This window comes from Haloarchaeobius lipolyticus (assembly GCF_051208015.1).
In the GTDB taxonomy this organism is placed as follows: Archaea; Halobacteriota; Halobacteria; order Halobacteriales; family Natrialbaceae; genus Haloarchaeobius.
This window is the reverse complement of record NZ_JBPKGF010000003.1, coordinates 34,893-49,452: the sequence shown is the minus strand read 5'-3', so window position 1 is coordinate 49,452 and position 14,560 is coordinate 34,893. Positions and strand designations below refer to the sequence as shown.

Genomic DNA, 14,560 nt, shown 5'->3' with positions numbered 1-14,560 from the left:
GGTTTTCACCCGTGCGAGCACACTGAGCGACATGAGAGTGCTGCTCGGCATCGAGGGAAGCGACGAGTCGATGCTGACACTGGAGAAGACGATAGAGCGAGCGAAACAGGCGGGCGACGAACTGACCATCCTGGTCGTCGAGAAGGACGAGGCCGCGCGGTCGCAGTCGGAGGTTGCAGAGCGCGCCCAGACACTGGTCGAAGAGGCGCAGCTCGATGCGGAGGTACGCACGGCGACCGGTGACCCAGGAAGTACGCTCGTCGACGTGGCCGAACGCGAGGAGTTCGACCAGCTCGCAATCGGAGGCGGTACCCAGAGTCCCATGGGAAAGATTCGGCTCGGTCCCATCACCGAGTTCGTCCTGCTCAACGCGAACACCACCGTCAAACTCGTGCGATGAGTAACCAACGAGTCTACCCGGAAGAGCCCGCAGGACCGTTTCCGACTCCACCGCGGTCGTTCCAGGACCGCGATGGACGCGACATCGACTTGGTCGCCGCCGACGAGAGTGACATCGACGACGTGACCGAGATGTACGTCGCGTTCGACCCGGCGGACCGGGCCCAGGGGATTCCCCCGACTGGAGAGGACCGCGTTCGCGACTGGCTGGACGTCATACTCGGCGACGGGGTCAACCTCTGCGCACGCCACGATGACCACGTCGCCGGACACGCGACCCTCGTTCCGGACACCAGCACGTTCGACACGGACGAGGTGGCGTACGAGCTCGCAATCTTCGTCCTCCAGGACTACCAGCGCGCCGGCATCGGCCGGGAGCTCCTCACCACGCTGCTCGGCTACGGAAAAGCGGAGGGCGTCGAGCGGGTCTGGCTCACCGTCGAGCGCTGGAACACGGCCGCCGTATCGCTGTATCGGGACGTCGGCTTCGAGACCTGTGGGTCCGAGAGCTTCGAACTGGAGATGGCGCTGTTGCTCTGAGGTCGCCCGTCAGACCGACAGGAGCGGCTGGCTGGCGTAGAGGAGCACGTACTCTGCAGCTTTCGCGAGCACGTCGCCCGAGTCGCTGGTGAGTGGCTCGCGGGGGACCACGATGAAGTCGGCCTCGAGTTCGTCCGCGGTGTCGAGGATGACGCTCCCCGGATGCTGGGTCTTCCGCTTCGTCGAGAAGCCGTACGCCGTCGAGTTGTGCAGCGGCACGCCGCTGGCCCCGGCGAGACCTTCGACGTCCTCGATGAACGACTGGGCGTCGGCCGCCACGTCGGCGCGCTCGATGGCTCCTTCTTCGATGCCACGGACCACGTCCTGACCCACGACGTAGACTGCGTGGACCGTCGCGTCGTACTTCTCGGCGACCGCCACCGCGTACTCGACCGCGGTGACGGACTCGTCGCTCCCGTCGACCGGGACGAGGACGAGTTCCACGGACAGGGACTCGGTCATACTGTCTCGTGCGTCGAGGTGAACCAAAAGCGTGCCCCTGTTCGCACGGCCGGTTCGGGGGGTTCGACCTAGAGGAGCCCCCGGAGTCGTCGAACCTCCGAGAGCAGGAGCACGATTCCGGGCACGTAGACGAATGCGGCCAGGCCTCCTGGCGAACCTGCGAATCCCAGAAGCCGGCCGTACCACGGGAGGACTAGTAGCCGTTCGCCGAGTACGGCCCCCGGTGAGACCACCCACGCGTCCGGCTGGTCGGTCGCGTCGCCGCTGGTCACGAATCCGTCAGCTCTGACGGCGACGATGCGGTGGGTGATTCGGCGACCGTCCTGGACGAACGTGATCACGTCGCCGACCGCGTAGTCCTCGGTCTGTTGCACCACGACGAGCGAACCGACCGGCACCGACTCGCCCATGCTATCGCTCGCGACCACGTAGCTACCGACACCGGGAGCCAGCGCGGCGACCGCGTGTAGGCAGAGTGGGGCGAGCAAGATGGCGGCCACCAGCAGGGGTAGTCGTTCGAACAGCCACGATGCGGGTCGTTCAGTCATAGACGATGGTGTTGTCGGTCGAGTTGTCGGCGTCCCGGAGGGAGCCGTACCGTGCGGTCATGACGAAGTCGATGTCGATACCGTCACCCGCACCGACACCGGCGAGCAGGTCGGCCTCGCCGGACAGTCGAACCTGGAGGTCGACCGGCGAGCCGGAGACCGGGGGCGAGAGCGACGAGAGGTTGTCCGCCGTCGACCCGAGTACCAGGTCTTTGAGGTCGACCCGCCCGTTCCCGTTCTCGTCGACGACCGCGGTCCCGACGAGGTCCGTTCCATCGTAGACGAACTCCTGGACGACGACGGTCTGGGCCGTCTTGTCGAGGTTGTCCGGAGACCCGAGCGTCGAGTCGTTCTCCGTGAACGTGGTCTCGATGACGAGCGTCGACGGCGACGCAGACCCGGTGACCGACACTCGAAGGGTGTTCGTCACCGACGTCCCGCCCCCAGTCGCGTGGTCGTAGTCGGCCCAGGAGCGGGAGAGTCGGTTCGCGTCCGTCTCGTCGATCGTGGAGTCGTGCGTCGCGGGACCGATTTCGGACAACGAGAGGTCGAACGTCGCTCCGGTGATGGATCCGTCGGAGTGAGCCGTGTCGACGAAGGAAGCGACGACGACCGGAGTCACGCCGACGGCGACGGCGACAACCACGACTGCAAACGCGCCGCGATACATCTATCCACTCTCGTCCTGTTCGAGGGTGACCGTCACGACGACGTCGATACCGTCGGCCATGTAGTCCTCGTCGGCCCCCGTCAGGTTCCCGGCGGTGTTGCCATCGACGACGAAGGACGGGTCGTCGTCGGACGCCAGCGTCACCGAGATGACGAGATACCGCTCGGCGGTGCCACCGGCCCCTGGACCGGGCAGGTCGGTCTCCGGGAGCGCCTGCGTCATCACGTCCTCGAGGTCGATGATTCCGTTTCCGTTTCCGTCGGTGACACCCGTTCGAAGGTCGCGAGCCAGGGTCCCGTTCGCGTACCGGTACTCGAACGACGTCACCTCGACGAGCGTCGCGGTCTCCGTCGCGTTCAGCGCCGCGTTCAGGTCGGGGTCGGTCGGCTCCGTCCCCGAATCGTTCTCCGCCACCGAGACGTCTACCGAGACGTTTCCGGGAGTGAGCGAGCCCGAACTCGTGATCGTATAGTTGTAGCTCGTGGTCGCGTTCGGGCCGCCGTCATCGATGGAGAACGCCGCCGGAACCGTATCCGCTCCGTCGAGCTTCAGGTCCATCGTTCCGCCCTGAATCGGGTTCTTGTCGCTCGTATCGGCGTCTTCGAACGTCGCGTAAGTGACGTATCCGAGGCCCGTCGCCAAGACTCCGATGACGAAGAGGGAGAACAACACCTGGCGAGTGACGGTACCCCTCGTAAGCGCGCGCAGACGGAACATAGCAGAAGGATGTCACCCACCGACGGAAAGTCTGATTCCTGTCGGTATAGGCCAATAGATTCACGACTTCCTATAGGTATAGGTAGACCGATGCCCGTGGTCCTCGTCGCCGGTGGGTCGCCCGCTCCCAACGCGGCTGCTCGATTGCGCCGAACCGCTCCTACGCTGACCGTGCGTGTCGCACGGACCGAACGCGCCGCACTGCAGCACGTGCAGAGCGGAGCCGTCGACTGTCTCGTGGTCGTCTATCCCGGTGTCTCGGACCCCGGTGGCCTCCTCGCCGCCGCCGTGTCGGCCGGAGCTGGTGGCGTCTGCTGGACCCGGTCCCCGTCGGCCGACCTCGCCCGCCGCGTCGCCGCGAGCGGAGCGACTTACGTGCCCGAGGACGACTGGAACGAGACTGCCACGGTGCTCGAGTCCGTCCGAACACAGGCCAGAGAGCGTACGCGGAGCGAAAGAACCGGGTGGGTTGGCGGGGACGGACCGGTCGGCCGGCGTCCGCTGGCCGACCAGCTGGCGTCGGTCGAGCGGACGATCGTCGATGCCCTCGTCGAGCGCGTCGAACCGACCGAACTCCGTCGGGTTGTCTGTGAGTCCCTCACGGCGCTCGAATCAGTCGCGGTGAGCTGGGCGGGCGTCCACGACGAGGAGATGGACGCCATCCGGGCGAGCCAGTGGGCTGGCCTCGATGGCGGCTACTGTGCGACCGACCAGCTTCCGACGGCCGCCGGTGGCCGAGACTCGTCTATCGGGGAGCGACTGCTCGACGGAGAGGTCGTCACCGTGCGCGACATCGCGGAGGGGACACTGTCCGAGAGTCGAACCGAGAGGTCGCTCGCTCGCGGCTACCGAAGTGCCGTATTCGTGCCGCTGATGGACGACGGTGTCTGCCACGGTGCGGTCGCGGTGTATGGAACGAAGGCCGGGCAGTTCGACGAGAGAACCCGTCAGTCGTTCCGCCGACTCGGCAGGACGGTCGGCTTCGCCCTCGCGAACCTCACGCATCACTGGGCGGAGCCGACCGGGACGATAACCGAACTCGAGTTCCGGAGCAGTGACGAACGCGTTCTGGCCGTCGAACTCTCGCGAACGTTCGGCTGCACGGTCGAGATTCGGGGTCTCTCGCTCTCGGGGGGGTCGCTGACTATCTTGCTCTGGATCGAGGACGCGGACGCCGAAGACGCGGCTGCCGTCGCCATGGAACGAAGCGACGTCCAGTCCGCCACGTCGGTCGTCTCCACCGAGCACGGGTCCATCCTCAAGGTCGACAGCGACGACCAGTTGCTCACGGCGTTCCTCGCGGACCAGGGGATGGTCCTCAGGCGGGTGACCGCCACAGCTGGCGTCGCAACCGCGGTCATCGAACTGCCGGCCGATGCCGACGTTCGAGCCGTCGCCGAGGCAATCGATGAGGCGTATGCGGATACGAAGCTACTGGCGCGGCGGGAGCGGACGACCCGACTGACGCCGTGGGAGTTCCGTGCGCAGGTCGAAGAGACCCTCACCGACCGGCAGTTCGAGGTCCTCCAGCTCGCCTATACGGCCGGCTTCTACGACTGGCCCCGTGAGGCGAGCGGGGAGGACCTCGCACGGTCACTCGGCGTCTCCCAGCCGACGTTCCTCGAGCACCTTCGGACGGGTGAACGAAAGCTGTTCGAGCAGTTCTTCGACGAGAACCGGCGGGTGTACGTGGCCGACGAGTGACCGTCTCACGACGGGACCACGCCGAATCCGTGTCGAACGGCGGAGCCCGCCGCCGAGAACGGAATTGAGTACGCGCCCGGTTCTGGCGGGCGCAGTTTTATCCCCAGTCGGGGGAAACGTGAGGGCATGTTCGACACCGTCGTCATCGCAACCGACGGCTCCCAGAGCGTCAGACGAGCCGTCACGGTCGCGCTCGACCTCGCGGAGCGGTTCGACGCCACCGTCCACGCGCTCTACGTGGTCGACGCCTCCGAGGTCGAGTCGTCGCCGGAGTCAGTCCGCGACCAGTTCCGGGCGGCCCTCGAAGAATCCGGCGAGGAGGCACTCGAATCGGTCCGAGGCTCGACGACCAGGGACGTCGTCTCCGCCGTCCGTGAGGGACGTCCAGCGGCCGAGATATGTGCCTACGCCCGCGAGGTCGACGCCGACGTGGTCGCGACCGGTACGCGCGGAAGGCACGGTGAGAACCGCTTTCTCATCGGGAGCGTCGCCGAGCGCGTCGTCCGCACCTGCGACCGTCCCGTGCTGACAGTCAGACAGCTGCAAGAAGACAGCGATTGAACAGCTCCCGGTTGCCCCAGCGGAATCGATCACGAGATGCTGCTGTACGGGCGGGTTGGAAAGCGCTGCCCCGGCCGTATGACTATTAGTTTACCAGTCCGATGAGCCGGTATGTCTCGGCAGTGGCTCGACCGGTACCCCTGGTCTCCCATCGCAGTCTATGGTTTCCTTGTGGTCGGGTTCTCACTACTTCACCTCTTCTCCCACGGGCCGATTCACCCGCCGCTCGTCGCCGAGTCGGCCCTGCTCGCGCTCCTCGGGTCAGCCATCCTGTACGGGAGCTGGCGGCTCACGCGACTGGAACTCGACGCCGTTCGGGCCGTCAGCGTGTTCTCGACGACCATCGCGTTCGGGGTGGTTGGACTCGTCGTCGCAGCGGTCCTCGCGGCGATGCAGCAGGTTCAGGGGGCCGGTATCGTCCACTTCCCTGCCCTGCTCATCGGCGGCTCCAGTGCGACGGCGGCCATCGGTATCGCCGTCGCCGAGTTTCGAGAACACCTGCTGTCTGAACGCGCCAAGCTGGAGCACAAGAAAATCGCGGTCGAGCAGCTGAACGACCGCCTCACGGTACTGAATCGCGTCCTCCGTCACAACCTCAGGAACGAGATAACCCTCATCCGCGGCCTCGCCCAGACCGGGGTCGGGACGACGACCGACTCCGAGATACGCGAGGCGCTCGAGACCATCGACGAGCAGGCCACCAAGATAGCGCGGTTGAGTGAGAACGCGAAGCGGCTCAAACAGCTCTGGGAGGAGGACGACACCACCAGACTCGACCTCGCAGCGATAGCCAGAGAGAGCGTCGAGGTGGTCCAGCGCGACTACCCGGACGCGACCATCGAAGTGAACGTTCCAGAGACCGCGACCGTCAGCGGACACTTCCGTCTGGGCTTCGGCGTGACCGAAGCCATCCGGAACGCGGTCCGTCACACCGACCCGTCGACGCGGGTCCAGGTCGACGTGACCAACCTGTCCGATGGGTCCGTAGAGGTCCGCATCGTCGACTCAGGAGCCGGCATCCCTGCTGACGAGCTCGAGCCGCTCGAACTCCGGGCCGAGGACCAGCTGACCCACGGCTCCGGCCTGGGGCTGTGGCTCGTCTACTGGAGCGTCGAGCGCTCCGGCGGAGAGCTCACGTTCGAAGAGAGAGAGCCGCAGGGGACCGTCGTCAGGATGCGATTCCCACCGGCCTGAGTCACGACACCGGGTCGGACGACAGCCGTCCGCCAGCGAACCGGCGGTTTCTTCCGCGCGGCGGGGAACTAGCGGTACATGCACGAAGAGCTCATCGACGACGAAGAGATGCCGCTCGCCCGGAAATCCGTCCTCCCCGGGACCGGCTTCTTCGTCCCCGACGAGGTCGAAGAGGACCGGGAAGAGCGCGAGGTCGCAGACGCCCTCGAGGGACACGACGTCGCCGTCGTCGCCGACCCCGACGCCGACGGGCTGGCCTGCGTCGCACTCGTCCGAGAGGCGTTCGGCGAGGCCGCGCTCGTCCCCGCCGGTCCGCACGAACTGGAAGACAAGCTCGAACTCGTCGCCGAGTACGGAGCCGAGGGCATCACCGTCTTCGTCTGTGACCTCTGCCCCGACCGGTTCGAGTGGGTCGAAGACGAACTCGCCGCACTCGTCGAGAAAGCGGGGACGATCCGCTGGTTCGACCACCACCAGTGGAAAGACGACGTCGCAGAACAGGTCCGCGAGACGGGCGTCGACCTCGTCGTCGGCGACAGCGAGGAGGAGTGCACCGCCGACGTGGCGCTTCGCTCCATCGACTACGAGTTCGGCGAGCAGTTCGCCGAGCTCGCCGCCGTCACCCGCGACCACGACCTCTGGCTCCGCGAGGACCCCCGCTCCGACGACATCGCGGACCTCGCCTACTGGAGTGACCCCGAGGAGTACGTCGACATCGTCGCCGAACACGGCGTCGACCTGCCGCCCGAGGCCGAGGAACTCCTCGCCGAGCGCCGCGTCGAGAAAGAGGCGCTCATCCAGAAGGCGGTCGAACGGGGCGAGATTCGGGAGATAGAGGGCTGGAAGGTCGGCGTCACCTACGGCCGCTGTTCGCAGAACGAGGTCGCCGAGGCCTTCCGCGAACAGGGTGCGGACGCCACGGTCATCGTCAAACCCGCCGGCTCCGCGAGCATCCGTGGAACGGACAACTTCGAGCGCTGCCACGAGGTCGCCGGGCAGGTCAACGGCGGCGGTCACCCGAAGGCCGCCGGCTGCAAACCGCCCATCTACGGGGACATGCTCGACTACGCGCACCACTGGACGACCCGCGGCTCGACGTGTAAGCAGGTCATCCTCGACGCGTTCCGGAACCTGCCGGACGAAGACGGGGAGGACGAGGGCGTCGAGACGGAGCTATAGGCGGGCAGGAAGCCGCGTCCGCACTGCACTGACTCATCCGAGGCGCGATTCGACCGTTCTCCGCGACGGCAGTCCACCGCGAGCCCCGGCTCCGGTACAGTTCTCGGAAGCCACGGCTGCGGCGAACCGACCCGCCTCCGGCGCAGTCAGTTCACGAAGCACCCACGCATCGACCAGCCCTGCGGAGAACGCGTCTCCCGCACCGGTCGTATCCACGACGTCGATGTCGAACGCGGGCACCTCGTGGACCGAGCCCGTCTCGTCGAGCAACAGCGCCCCGTCCTCGCCACGGGTCAGTGCCGCTCGTGAGACGCCACGCTCGCGCAACTCGACGGCCGCCTCGCGGCCGGTACAGCCGAGGTAGGATTCGATAGGGACCTCGCTCGAGACGAAACAGTCGACGACGGGAAGGAGCGCATCGATTGTCTCCTCACCGGTCCCGCGTCCCTCCAGTTCCGGGAGCGGACCAGCCAGGTCGAAGACGAGCGGCGGGAAGTCGTCTCCTTTCGTCGTCGCGTCGGCTTCCGGTGTCCCAGCCGCCGCTTCGACCAGCGTCGAAACGGCGGCGTCTGGCGCGTAGGCACTGGTGAAGACGACGTCAGCGTCTCGGCAGTAGTCGAGGTCGGCCGCGGAGAGACGCAGGTTCGGGACGCTGTCGCCGCCCGCGACGATCATCCGTTCGCCCGAATCGTCCCGCAGAATCATCGTGTAGCTCGACGGCTCGTCACCGCGCTGGACGTGAGACGCAGCGATACCCCTGTCGGCGAGATCTTCGAGGACACGGTCGCCCGACTCGTCCCGGCCGACCCGGCTGACGACGCCTGTCGCTCTGCCGAGTCGGGTCAGTCCGGCTGCAACGTTCGCCGCGACCCCACCCACGGCGAGGCGTTCGTCGCGGGCGAACGCGCCGCCGTCCGGTTCCGGCAGGTTCGTCACCGGGTAGATGCGGTCGAGCAGCGCGCTCCCGACCGTAACGACCTGCGGTGACTCGACGACCTTCGACGACCGGTCCGCTCCAGTCGACATCCCCTACCGCTCGCCGGCGACCCACTTGTGGCTGTACGCCGTCTCGCAGGTACAGCGGGCGTAGGCGTGGATGACGTCGCCCTCGGCGTAGAGACCGCCGACCTCCTCGTTCTGGTCCTCTGCGAACGCGAAGACGTAGTCGACGCTCCCGTCGTCGCACTCGGGGCAGTCGCCACCGGTCAGGTCCTCGTTGATCGTCCCCTCGGTGTCCATCGCCTCCTGTGCGAACGCCATCGCATCGGAGCCGGTCCCGATGGTGAACGCGTTCCGGCCGCTGTCACCGTCGACGACGATGACGATGCCGTCGTCGGTCCGTTCGCCGTACTTCTCCAGTCGGCCGATGTCGTCGACGAACGAGTCCGCGAGGTACAGTGCGACGTCGTCGGTCAGCTCGCCGGCGAGGAACTGCGCACGAGGTGAATCGCTCATGGTCGCCATTGCTCGTCGCGAGGTAAAAAGAACGCGAGTCACGGGCGTGGGAAGTGCCCGCGAGCCCGCAGAAGGGAATCGAGCCGACCGGGTTGGTCGTGTGTTGCCTTCGGGATACGCCACTGGGCCGTCCCGATTCCGCGTGTTGCCTGCGTTGGGTGTGGGATACACCACTTCGCACCGCACTGCATCGCACTGCACCGCACCGCATCGCACTGCACCGCATCGTTCGTCTGCCTGTACGGAAAGTCCGGGTCGGAGTCTACGAACGCATCCGCGTCGGACGCGTCGTGCGGCCGGCACCTCCGGTCGATCTCACCGGCGCATCCCCGGTCCGGAGTGGACCGGAGGTAGATGCGCCCGTAGACCGTGACTCGGAGCGGGTGTCAGCCGCGTTTAGACTGCTGCGTAGTTCTTACCCGTGAGCGTATCCGGGACGTTGACGCCGTAGATCGTCGTCGCACCGGACTGGTCGACGAGCCTGACGGTGGCTTCCTCGCCCTCGTTCAGCACGTCGATGTTGTTCAGGTTCACGCCGATGACGACGCGGTCAGAGGAGTTCTCCAGAACCGCCGTGCTCGTCCCTGCGGCGAGTGCCGTCTCCGGCGAACCGGAGTCGGCGATGATGAACGAGTCACCGTTACCCGAGTAACTGCTCGCGCTGAACGTGAGCGTCTCGGATGCATCGTCGCTGGTGAACTCCACCGTTGCGTCCTCGAGGTCGATGGTGTCCGAGCCTGCGGACTTCATGACCGTGAAGTTCAGGTAGTCGACCGTGTCCGAGCCGGTAACGTTACCGACTGCGGACACCACGGTGATCTGGTTCGAGACCTGGGCCTGCGAGTCCGCGCCCGTGTCGGACGCCTGGGACTCGAGCAGCCCAGCCGTGTTGATGAGCACCCCTGCCGCGACCGCCGCGACGAGCACCATCGCGATGAAGATGATCAGCGTGCCGATACCGACCTGACCGCGGTCGTCGTTGTTTGCGATTGCGTCGAACATGTTTCAGACCTCCACGAAGGTTTCACCGGAGATGGTGTCTGGGACGTTGACGCCGTAGACCGTCGTCGCACCCGACTGGTCGACGAACCGAACGGTCGCGTCCTCACCTTCGGCGAGCTCGTCGTTGATACCGGTCCCCGAGGAGAGGTCAAGAGTGATCTTGATGCGCTCGCTCGAGTCGTCGAGCACCGGGTTCGCGTCACCCGAAATGACTTCGGTCGTGAAGTTCGACGAGTCAGCTGCGGTGTCGTTGTAGGCCAGCGACACCCGTTCGGAGTCCGAGAGATACTCGATGGTGGCATCTGCCAGATCGAGGTTACCCGCACCCGCGGACTTCTTGACCGTGAAGTTCAGGGTGTCGACGTCCCCGTCGGTCCCGACGTCCTCACCGACTGCCGTGACCACGTCTATCTGATTCGAAACCTGTGCCTGCGAGTCCGCGCCCGTGTCGGACGCCTTGGACTCGAGCAGCCCGGCCGTGTTGATGAGCACGCCGGCCGCCACTGCGGCGACGAGCACCATGGCAATGAAGATGATCAGGGTGCCGATGCCCACCTGGCCGCGTTCGTCGTTTTCTGTAATGTCCACTATCATTGGTTGCCTGTTGGGGATGCGCCCCAGTTACCCGGTTGAACCACGTTACTATCAATGCCCGTAGGATTTCAGAGGCCGATTCGGCGCTCGACTCACGGCTCGATACGAGCAGGATAGTGGCGGGTCATTTCGTACCGTAGTCTATCGGTTCTCTCGTCGAGTCCGGGAATCGTCAGCGGTCGCTAGCCGTCGGAACAACCAGTATAACTACCAGAAACCTTACTTTAGCTCGAGTCCGCTCGCGTCGAGCAGTAGCGACAGCGTCTCCTCCGGTTCCAGCTCGTCGTCGAGCTGGCCGGCGTACCAGCGGAGCATCCGTTCGAACACCTCGCGGATGTCGTCCGACGTCATCGTCTCGTGTGCGATGCCGTCGTCGGTCTTCACGGTCAGGTCCACACCGTATCGCGCGCTCGACTCGCCAAGCACATCGGCGGGTGCGGGCGACCCCGTGGTCGCCTGCGGCCCGTCGGCGTCGGCGGCTTCGTCGACGTCTGGGATGATCGTCGAGTCGGCGGCCGAAAGACGGGCGTCGCCACCGTGTGGCGTCTCGGAACGGGCCGTCCTCGCGGAGACGACCAGGCGGTTCTCGTCGAGGGCCGTTACGTGGTCCTCGTCGAGCGCCAGGTCCTCCGGCGAGAGGATCCCGTCCGAGCGTGCGTCTGCGTCGTTCGTGCGTTCGTTCATGTGTGGTCTCTGTGCCCCGGAGGGCACCGTGTACCGTACCGTCAGACTTTGACGAACTGTTCGTCGGAGATAGTGGCCGGGACGTTGACGCCATAGAGCGTCTTCGCGCCCGACGCGTCGACTATCTGCAACATCGCCTTCTCGCCTTCCGGCAGGTACTGTCCTTCTACCGCGCTATCAGTGACGTTGATGGTGACGCGAATGCGGTCAGACCGGTCGTTCAGCGTCGTGCTCGAGCCGCCGCCCATATCGGTGAGCGAGACGGCGGAGTCGTTGGACGACAGCGTGACGGCTGCCGTGTCCGAGACCCACTCGAACGAGGCCTTGGTCAGGTCTATGTCGCCGGCACCGGCGGCCTTCATCACGGTGATGTTTACCGTATCGACTCCGGTGCCGTTCGCGTTCACTTCACCGGTCGCCGAAACGACGGTGATGTGATTCGAGACCTGGGCCTGGGCGTCGGAACTCGTGTCCGACGCCTTCGCTTCCAGCATTCCTGACGTGTTTATCAGCACGCCAGCTGCTACTGCGGCGACCAGGACCATCGCGATAAAGATGATCAGAGTGCCGATTCCGACCTGCCCGCGGTCACCATCTTGTATATCCGTTACGTTCATCGGTATTTCACCCCGTGTATGTGGCTCACTCGTGCCCACATGGGCACGACCGTTTCACATGGCCCGACAGGGCCTACCGGTAGCTCGCTCGGGAGTCTCGCGCGAGACTCACCGCTCGAGTACCGCATCGTTCGTCGTTCCCCGTTCCGGGGTGAGCCGATGTTTCGCATCACAGCGTGGGGAGCAGTCCCCGAGTCCACAGTCGGGGCACCGTCCTATCAAGACCCGTATGGCTTCGGCCGTCGATTCGGTACTCGACTCACGGCTCGAAACGCCCGCCGAGTCGGTCACCGAAGCCGTGTGAGCCACTATAGGGTCGTCCGACGAACCCGCATACAGTGACTGCTCGATGTACCGTGACCGACGACAGTACCGCACTGGGCCGCGAGCGCGGCATCGAACTACGACGGCGGAGGGCCTGACGAGATGGGACTGAAAGAGATACTCACCGAGTTTCTGAGCTCGGGTGGCGACCGCCAACCGGTCGACAGTACCGAGAGCGAAGACGGCGAAGACGACGACGAAGCGCCGGAGGCGACCGAGCCGATGTTCGACGTTCCGCTCGAGGACCTCGACCAGGAGGAACAGATCGAGAGCCTCGAGCACCGCATCGACGGGCTCGAGGACAGTCTCGACAGCTCGACGGGACAGCTCGAGACGATACAGGGCTCTCAGCAACAGGTCGCAGAGCGGATGGAGGAGATGAACCAGACGGTCCGCCAGCTACTCGGCATCTACGACCAGCTGACCGCGAACGCAAACCCATTCGTCGCGGCGAACCAGCAGCCTGGACCATCGTCCCAGGAGCAGGACGGCTTCGGCGTCGTCTCCCCGGAGGAGCAGGCCACCGTCCCGGTCGCGGCCGGCGGACGAACCGACCAGCCGATGTCCTTCGACGACCTGAAAGGTGGGTCGGAGACGGAGGTGCCGGTCGAGACGCCGGACGACCTGGCGGACGCCCCGACGGAGAACGAACCCGAAGACGACGAGACGGACGAGGGACCTGACACCTTCATCTCCGCCGAGGGAGACGGACGCGATGCGACCCTTCCCGACCTCCCCGACACGTTCGCGACCGACGTCATCGTCTTCGAGTGGATGACGGAGCTCGTGACGACCGCGGGCCCATCGGCGGCGCTCCGGGCGATCTCCCACTACGAGGAGGTCGGCTGGATCTCGCCGGCGGTGAAACGTCACCTCGAGAACGTCCTCTCCGCACCCGACCTCGACATGATCGTCGACCCGACGCGCGACCCCGCGGAACTGACCGGCGACGACCACGCAGACAGCTACGAGTACATCATGAAGCTCGACGCGGTGCAGCGCTCGATAACGAACGACTGACCATGGGATTCAGCACCAGCGGCTCGGCGGCCATCCTCTTCGTGGGCGTGCTCGTCACGCTCACGACCGTCTACCCCGTCGTGGAGACGGCCCACGAACGGGTGACGACGGCGACGGACGAACACGACGACCGGGTGCTCGACAGACGGAACACCGACATGAACGTGACCAACGTGAGCTACAACGCCTCGACCGATACCCTCGTCGTCAACGCCACGAACACCGGCTCGCGGACGCTCTCGGTGGACGAGACCGACCTGCTGGTCGACGGGGCGTTCCAGACCGGCTATACGGTCCGGGTCGACGGCCAGGCCGGCCGGACCATCTGGGTTCCGGGCGAACAGCTCCAGTTCGAACTGACCGGCGTCACGGCGACGCCGAACCGCGTCAAACTCGTGACCGAGTTCGGCGTGGCGGAGACGGTGACGGAGGTCTGAGATGGCGAGCGTCTCCGTCTCCAGTCTCATCATGTTCATCGCGGCGATGCTCATCGCGGTCAGCGTCGCGGGGACGATGGTGACCAACGTCGGGCAGGTGAGTAGCTCGATAGACGCGAAGAGCGCCGACGCGGCGAAGCAGATAGACACCGAGGTCGAGGTCATCTCCGACCCCGGCAGTTCGGCGGTCTACGACGGGAGCAACACTGTCACGCTCCTGGTGAAGAACACCGGGAGCACCCGTCTTCCGGCCGAGACCGACGAACTCGACGTGCTCGTCGACGGCCAGTACGTCGCGGACAGCGACCGGACGCTGACGGTCGTCGACGGGAGCGAGTGGCGCTCGGGCAACGTCGCCCAGCTGGATCTGACCCGCAACCTCTCACCCGGCGCCCACCGCGTCGTCATCGTGGTCAACGGCGACAGGGAGGTGTTCGAGTTCTACGTATGAGT

At 65.8% G+C, this 14,560-nt stretch carries 19 protein-coding genes; 9 read left to right on the top strand and 10 right to left on the bottom strand.

Annotated elements, in window-relative coordinates:
* Positions 1 to 31: 31 nt before the first annotated feature.
* Entirely contained in the window at positions 32 to 400 is a 369-nt protein-coding gene (locus ACSC1Y_RS10045; protein WP_435334710.1) for a universal stress protein, read from the top strand.
* The gene (locus ACSC1Y_RS10040) at positions 397 to 939 is read left to right on the top strand and encodes a GNAT family N-acetyltransferase (protein WP_435334709.1); all 543 of its coding nucleotides are present in this window, start codon (positions 397 to 399) and stop codon (positions 937 to 939) included. Before ACSC1Y_RS10045 ends, ACSC1Y_RS10040 begins: the two co-directional genes overlap by 4 nt.
* A 9-nt stretch (positions 940 to 948) precedes the next feature.
* Here the strand turns inward: ACSC1Y_RS10040 and ACSC1Y_RS10035 are convergent, their stop codons facing one another.
* The 4 genes from ACSC1Y_RS10035 to ACSC1Y_RS10020 all read right to left on the bottom strand — a co-directional run bounded on the left by ACSC1Y_RS10035 (position 949) and on the right by ACSC1Y_RS10020 (position 3,336).
* Complete coding sequence (locus tag ACSC1Y_RS10035) at positions 949 to 1,401, bottom strand: universal stress protein (RefSeq protein WP_435334708.1); 453 nt, start codon at positions 1,399 to 1,401, stop codon at positions 949 to 951.
* 68 nt (positions 1,402 to 1,469) lie between these two features.
* Complete coding sequence (locus ACSC1Y_RS10030) at positions 1,470 to 1,949, bottom strand: signal peptidase I (RefSeq protein ID WP_435334707.1); 480 nt, start codon at positions 1,947 to 1,949, stop codon at positions 1,470 to 1,472.
* Positions 1,942 to 2,619: a hypothetical protein gene (locus tag ACSC1Y_RS10025; RefSeq protein ID WP_435334706.1), complete on the bottom strand. Its 678-nt coding sequence runs from the start codon at positions 2,617 to 2,619 to the stop codon at positions 1,942 to 1,944. Before ACSC1Y_RS10025 ends, ACSC1Y_RS10030 begins: the two co-directional genes overlap by 8 nt.
* The gene (locus ACSC1Y_RS10020) at positions 2,620 to 3,336 is read right to left on the bottom strand and encodes a hypothetical protein (RefSeq protein WP_435334705.1); all 717 of its coding nucleotides are present in this window, start codon (positions 3,334 to 3,336) and stop codon (positions 2,620 to 2,622) included.
* 90 nt (positions 3,337 to 3,426) lie between these two features.
* Between ACSC1Y_RS10020 and ACSC1Y_RS10015 the strand changes: the two genes are divergently transcribed.
* From ACSC1Y_RS10015 to ACSC1Y_RS10000, 4 genes are all read left to right on the top strand, one after another.
* Positions 3,427 to 5,040: a bacterio-opsin activator domain-containing protein gene (locus tag ACSC1Y_RS10015; RefSeq protein ID WP_435334704.1), complete on the top strand. Its 1,614-nt coding sequence runs from the start codon at positions 3,427 to 3,429 to the stop codon at positions 5,038 to 5,040.
* Between the two features lie 126 nt (positions 5,041 to 5,166).
* Positions 5,167 to 5,601, top strand: a complete 435-nt coding sequence (locus ACSC1Y_RS10010) for a universal stress protein (protein ID WP_435334703.1) — start codon at positions 5,167 to 5,169, stop codon at positions 5,599 to 5,601.
* A 111-nt stretch (positions 5,602 to 5,712) separates the two neighbouring features.
* Complete coding sequence (locus ACSC1Y_RS10005; protein ID WP_435334702.1) at positions 5,713 to 6,795, top strand: sensor histidine kinase; 1,083 nt, start codon at positions 5,713 to 5,715, stop codon at positions 6,793 to 6,795.
* A 78-nt stretch (positions 6,796 to 6,873) separates the two neighbouring features.
* Positions 6,874 to 7,974 (top strand): DHH family phosphoesterase, encoded by a 1,101-nt coding sequence (locus ACSC1Y_RS10000; RefSeq protein WP_435334701.1) that lies wholly within the window; start codon positions 6,874 to 6,876, stop codon positions 7,972 to 7,974.
* A 33-nt stretch (positions 7,975 to 8,007) separates the two neighbouring features.
* Here ACSC1Y_RS10000 and ACSC1Y_RS09995 read toward each other — a convergent pair whose 3' ends face one another.
* The 6 genes from ACSC1Y_RS09995 to ACSC1Y_RS09970 all read right to left on the bottom strand — a co-directional run bounded on the left by ACSC1Y_RS09995 (position 8,008) and on the right by ACSC1Y_RS09970 (position 12,326).
* Positions 8,008 to 9,000 carry a carbohydrate kinase family protein gene (locus ACSC1Y_RS09995; RefSeq protein WP_435334700.1) on the bottom strand — a complete coding sequence of 331 codons (993 nt, stop codon included), beginning with the start codon at positions 8,998 to 9,000 and terminating at the stop codon, positions 8,008 to 8,010.
* Between the two features lie 3 nt (positions 9,001 to 9,003).
* The gene (locus ACSC1Y_RS09990) at positions 9,004 to 9,429 is read right to left on the bottom strand and encodes a DUF5807 family protein (RefSeq protein WP_435334699.1); all 426 of its coding nucleotides are present in this window, start codon (positions 9,427 to 9,429) and stop codon (positions 9,004 to 9,006) included.
* 396 nt (positions 9,430 to 9,825) lie between these two features.
* Positions 9,826 to 10,431 carry a flagellin gene (locus ACSC1Y_RS09985; RefSeq protein ID WP_435334698.1) on the bottom strand — a complete coding sequence of 202 codons (606 nt, stop codon included), beginning with the start codon at positions 10,429 to 10,431 and terminating at the stop codon, positions 9,826 to 9,828.
* Positions 10,432 to 10,434: 3 nt separating this feature from the next.
* Positions 10,435 to 11,025: a flagellin gene (locus ACSC1Y_RS09980; protein WP_435334697.1), complete on the bottom strand. Its 591-nt coding sequence runs from the start codon at positions 11,023 to 11,025 to the stop codon at positions 10,435 to 10,437.
* Between the two features lie 219 nt (positions 11,026 to 11,244).
* Complete coding sequence (locus tag ACSC1Y_RS09975; RefSeq protein WP_435334696.1) at positions 11,245 to 11,709, bottom strand: DUF7500 family protein; 465 nt, start codon at positions 11,707 to 11,709, stop codon at positions 11,245 to 11,247.
* 41 nt (positions 11,710 to 11,750) lie between these two features.
* On the bottom strand, positions 11,751 to 12,326 hold the full coding sequence (locus ACSC1Y_RS09970) for a flagellin (RefSeq protein ID WP_435334695.1): 576 nt from the start codon (positions 12,324 to 12,326) through the stop codon (positions 11,751 to 11,753).
* 426 nt (positions 12,327 to 12,752) lie between these two features.
* Between ACSC1Y_RS09970 and ACSC1Y_RS09965 the strand changes: the two genes are divergently transcribed.
* From ACSC1Y_RS09965 to arlG, 3 genes are read left to right on the top strand one after another with little or no spacing between them, the layout of a single operon-like run.
* Complete coding sequence (locus ACSC1Y_RS09965) at positions 12,753 to 13,670, top strand: FlaD/FlaE family flagellar protein (RefSeq protein WP_435334694.1); 918 nt, start codon at positions 12,753 to 12,755, stop codon at positions 13,668 to 13,670.
* A gap of 2 nt (positions 13,671 to 13,672) precedes the next feature.
* Entirely contained in the window at positions 13,673 to 14,107 is a 435-nt protein-coding gene (arlF, locus tag ACSC1Y_RS09960) for an archaellum stator protein ArlF (protein WP_435334693.1), read from the top strand.
* Position 14,108: 1 nt separating this feature from the next.
* Positions 14,109 to 14,558 carry an archaellum stator protein ArlG gene (gene arlG / locus ACSC1Y_RS09955; RefSeq protein ID WP_435334692.1) on the top strand — a complete coding sequence of 150 codons (450 nt, stop codon included), beginning with the start codon at positions 14,109 to 14,111 and terminating at the stop codon, positions 14,556 to 14,558.
* Positions 14,559 to 14,560 lie beyond the last annotated feature (2 nt).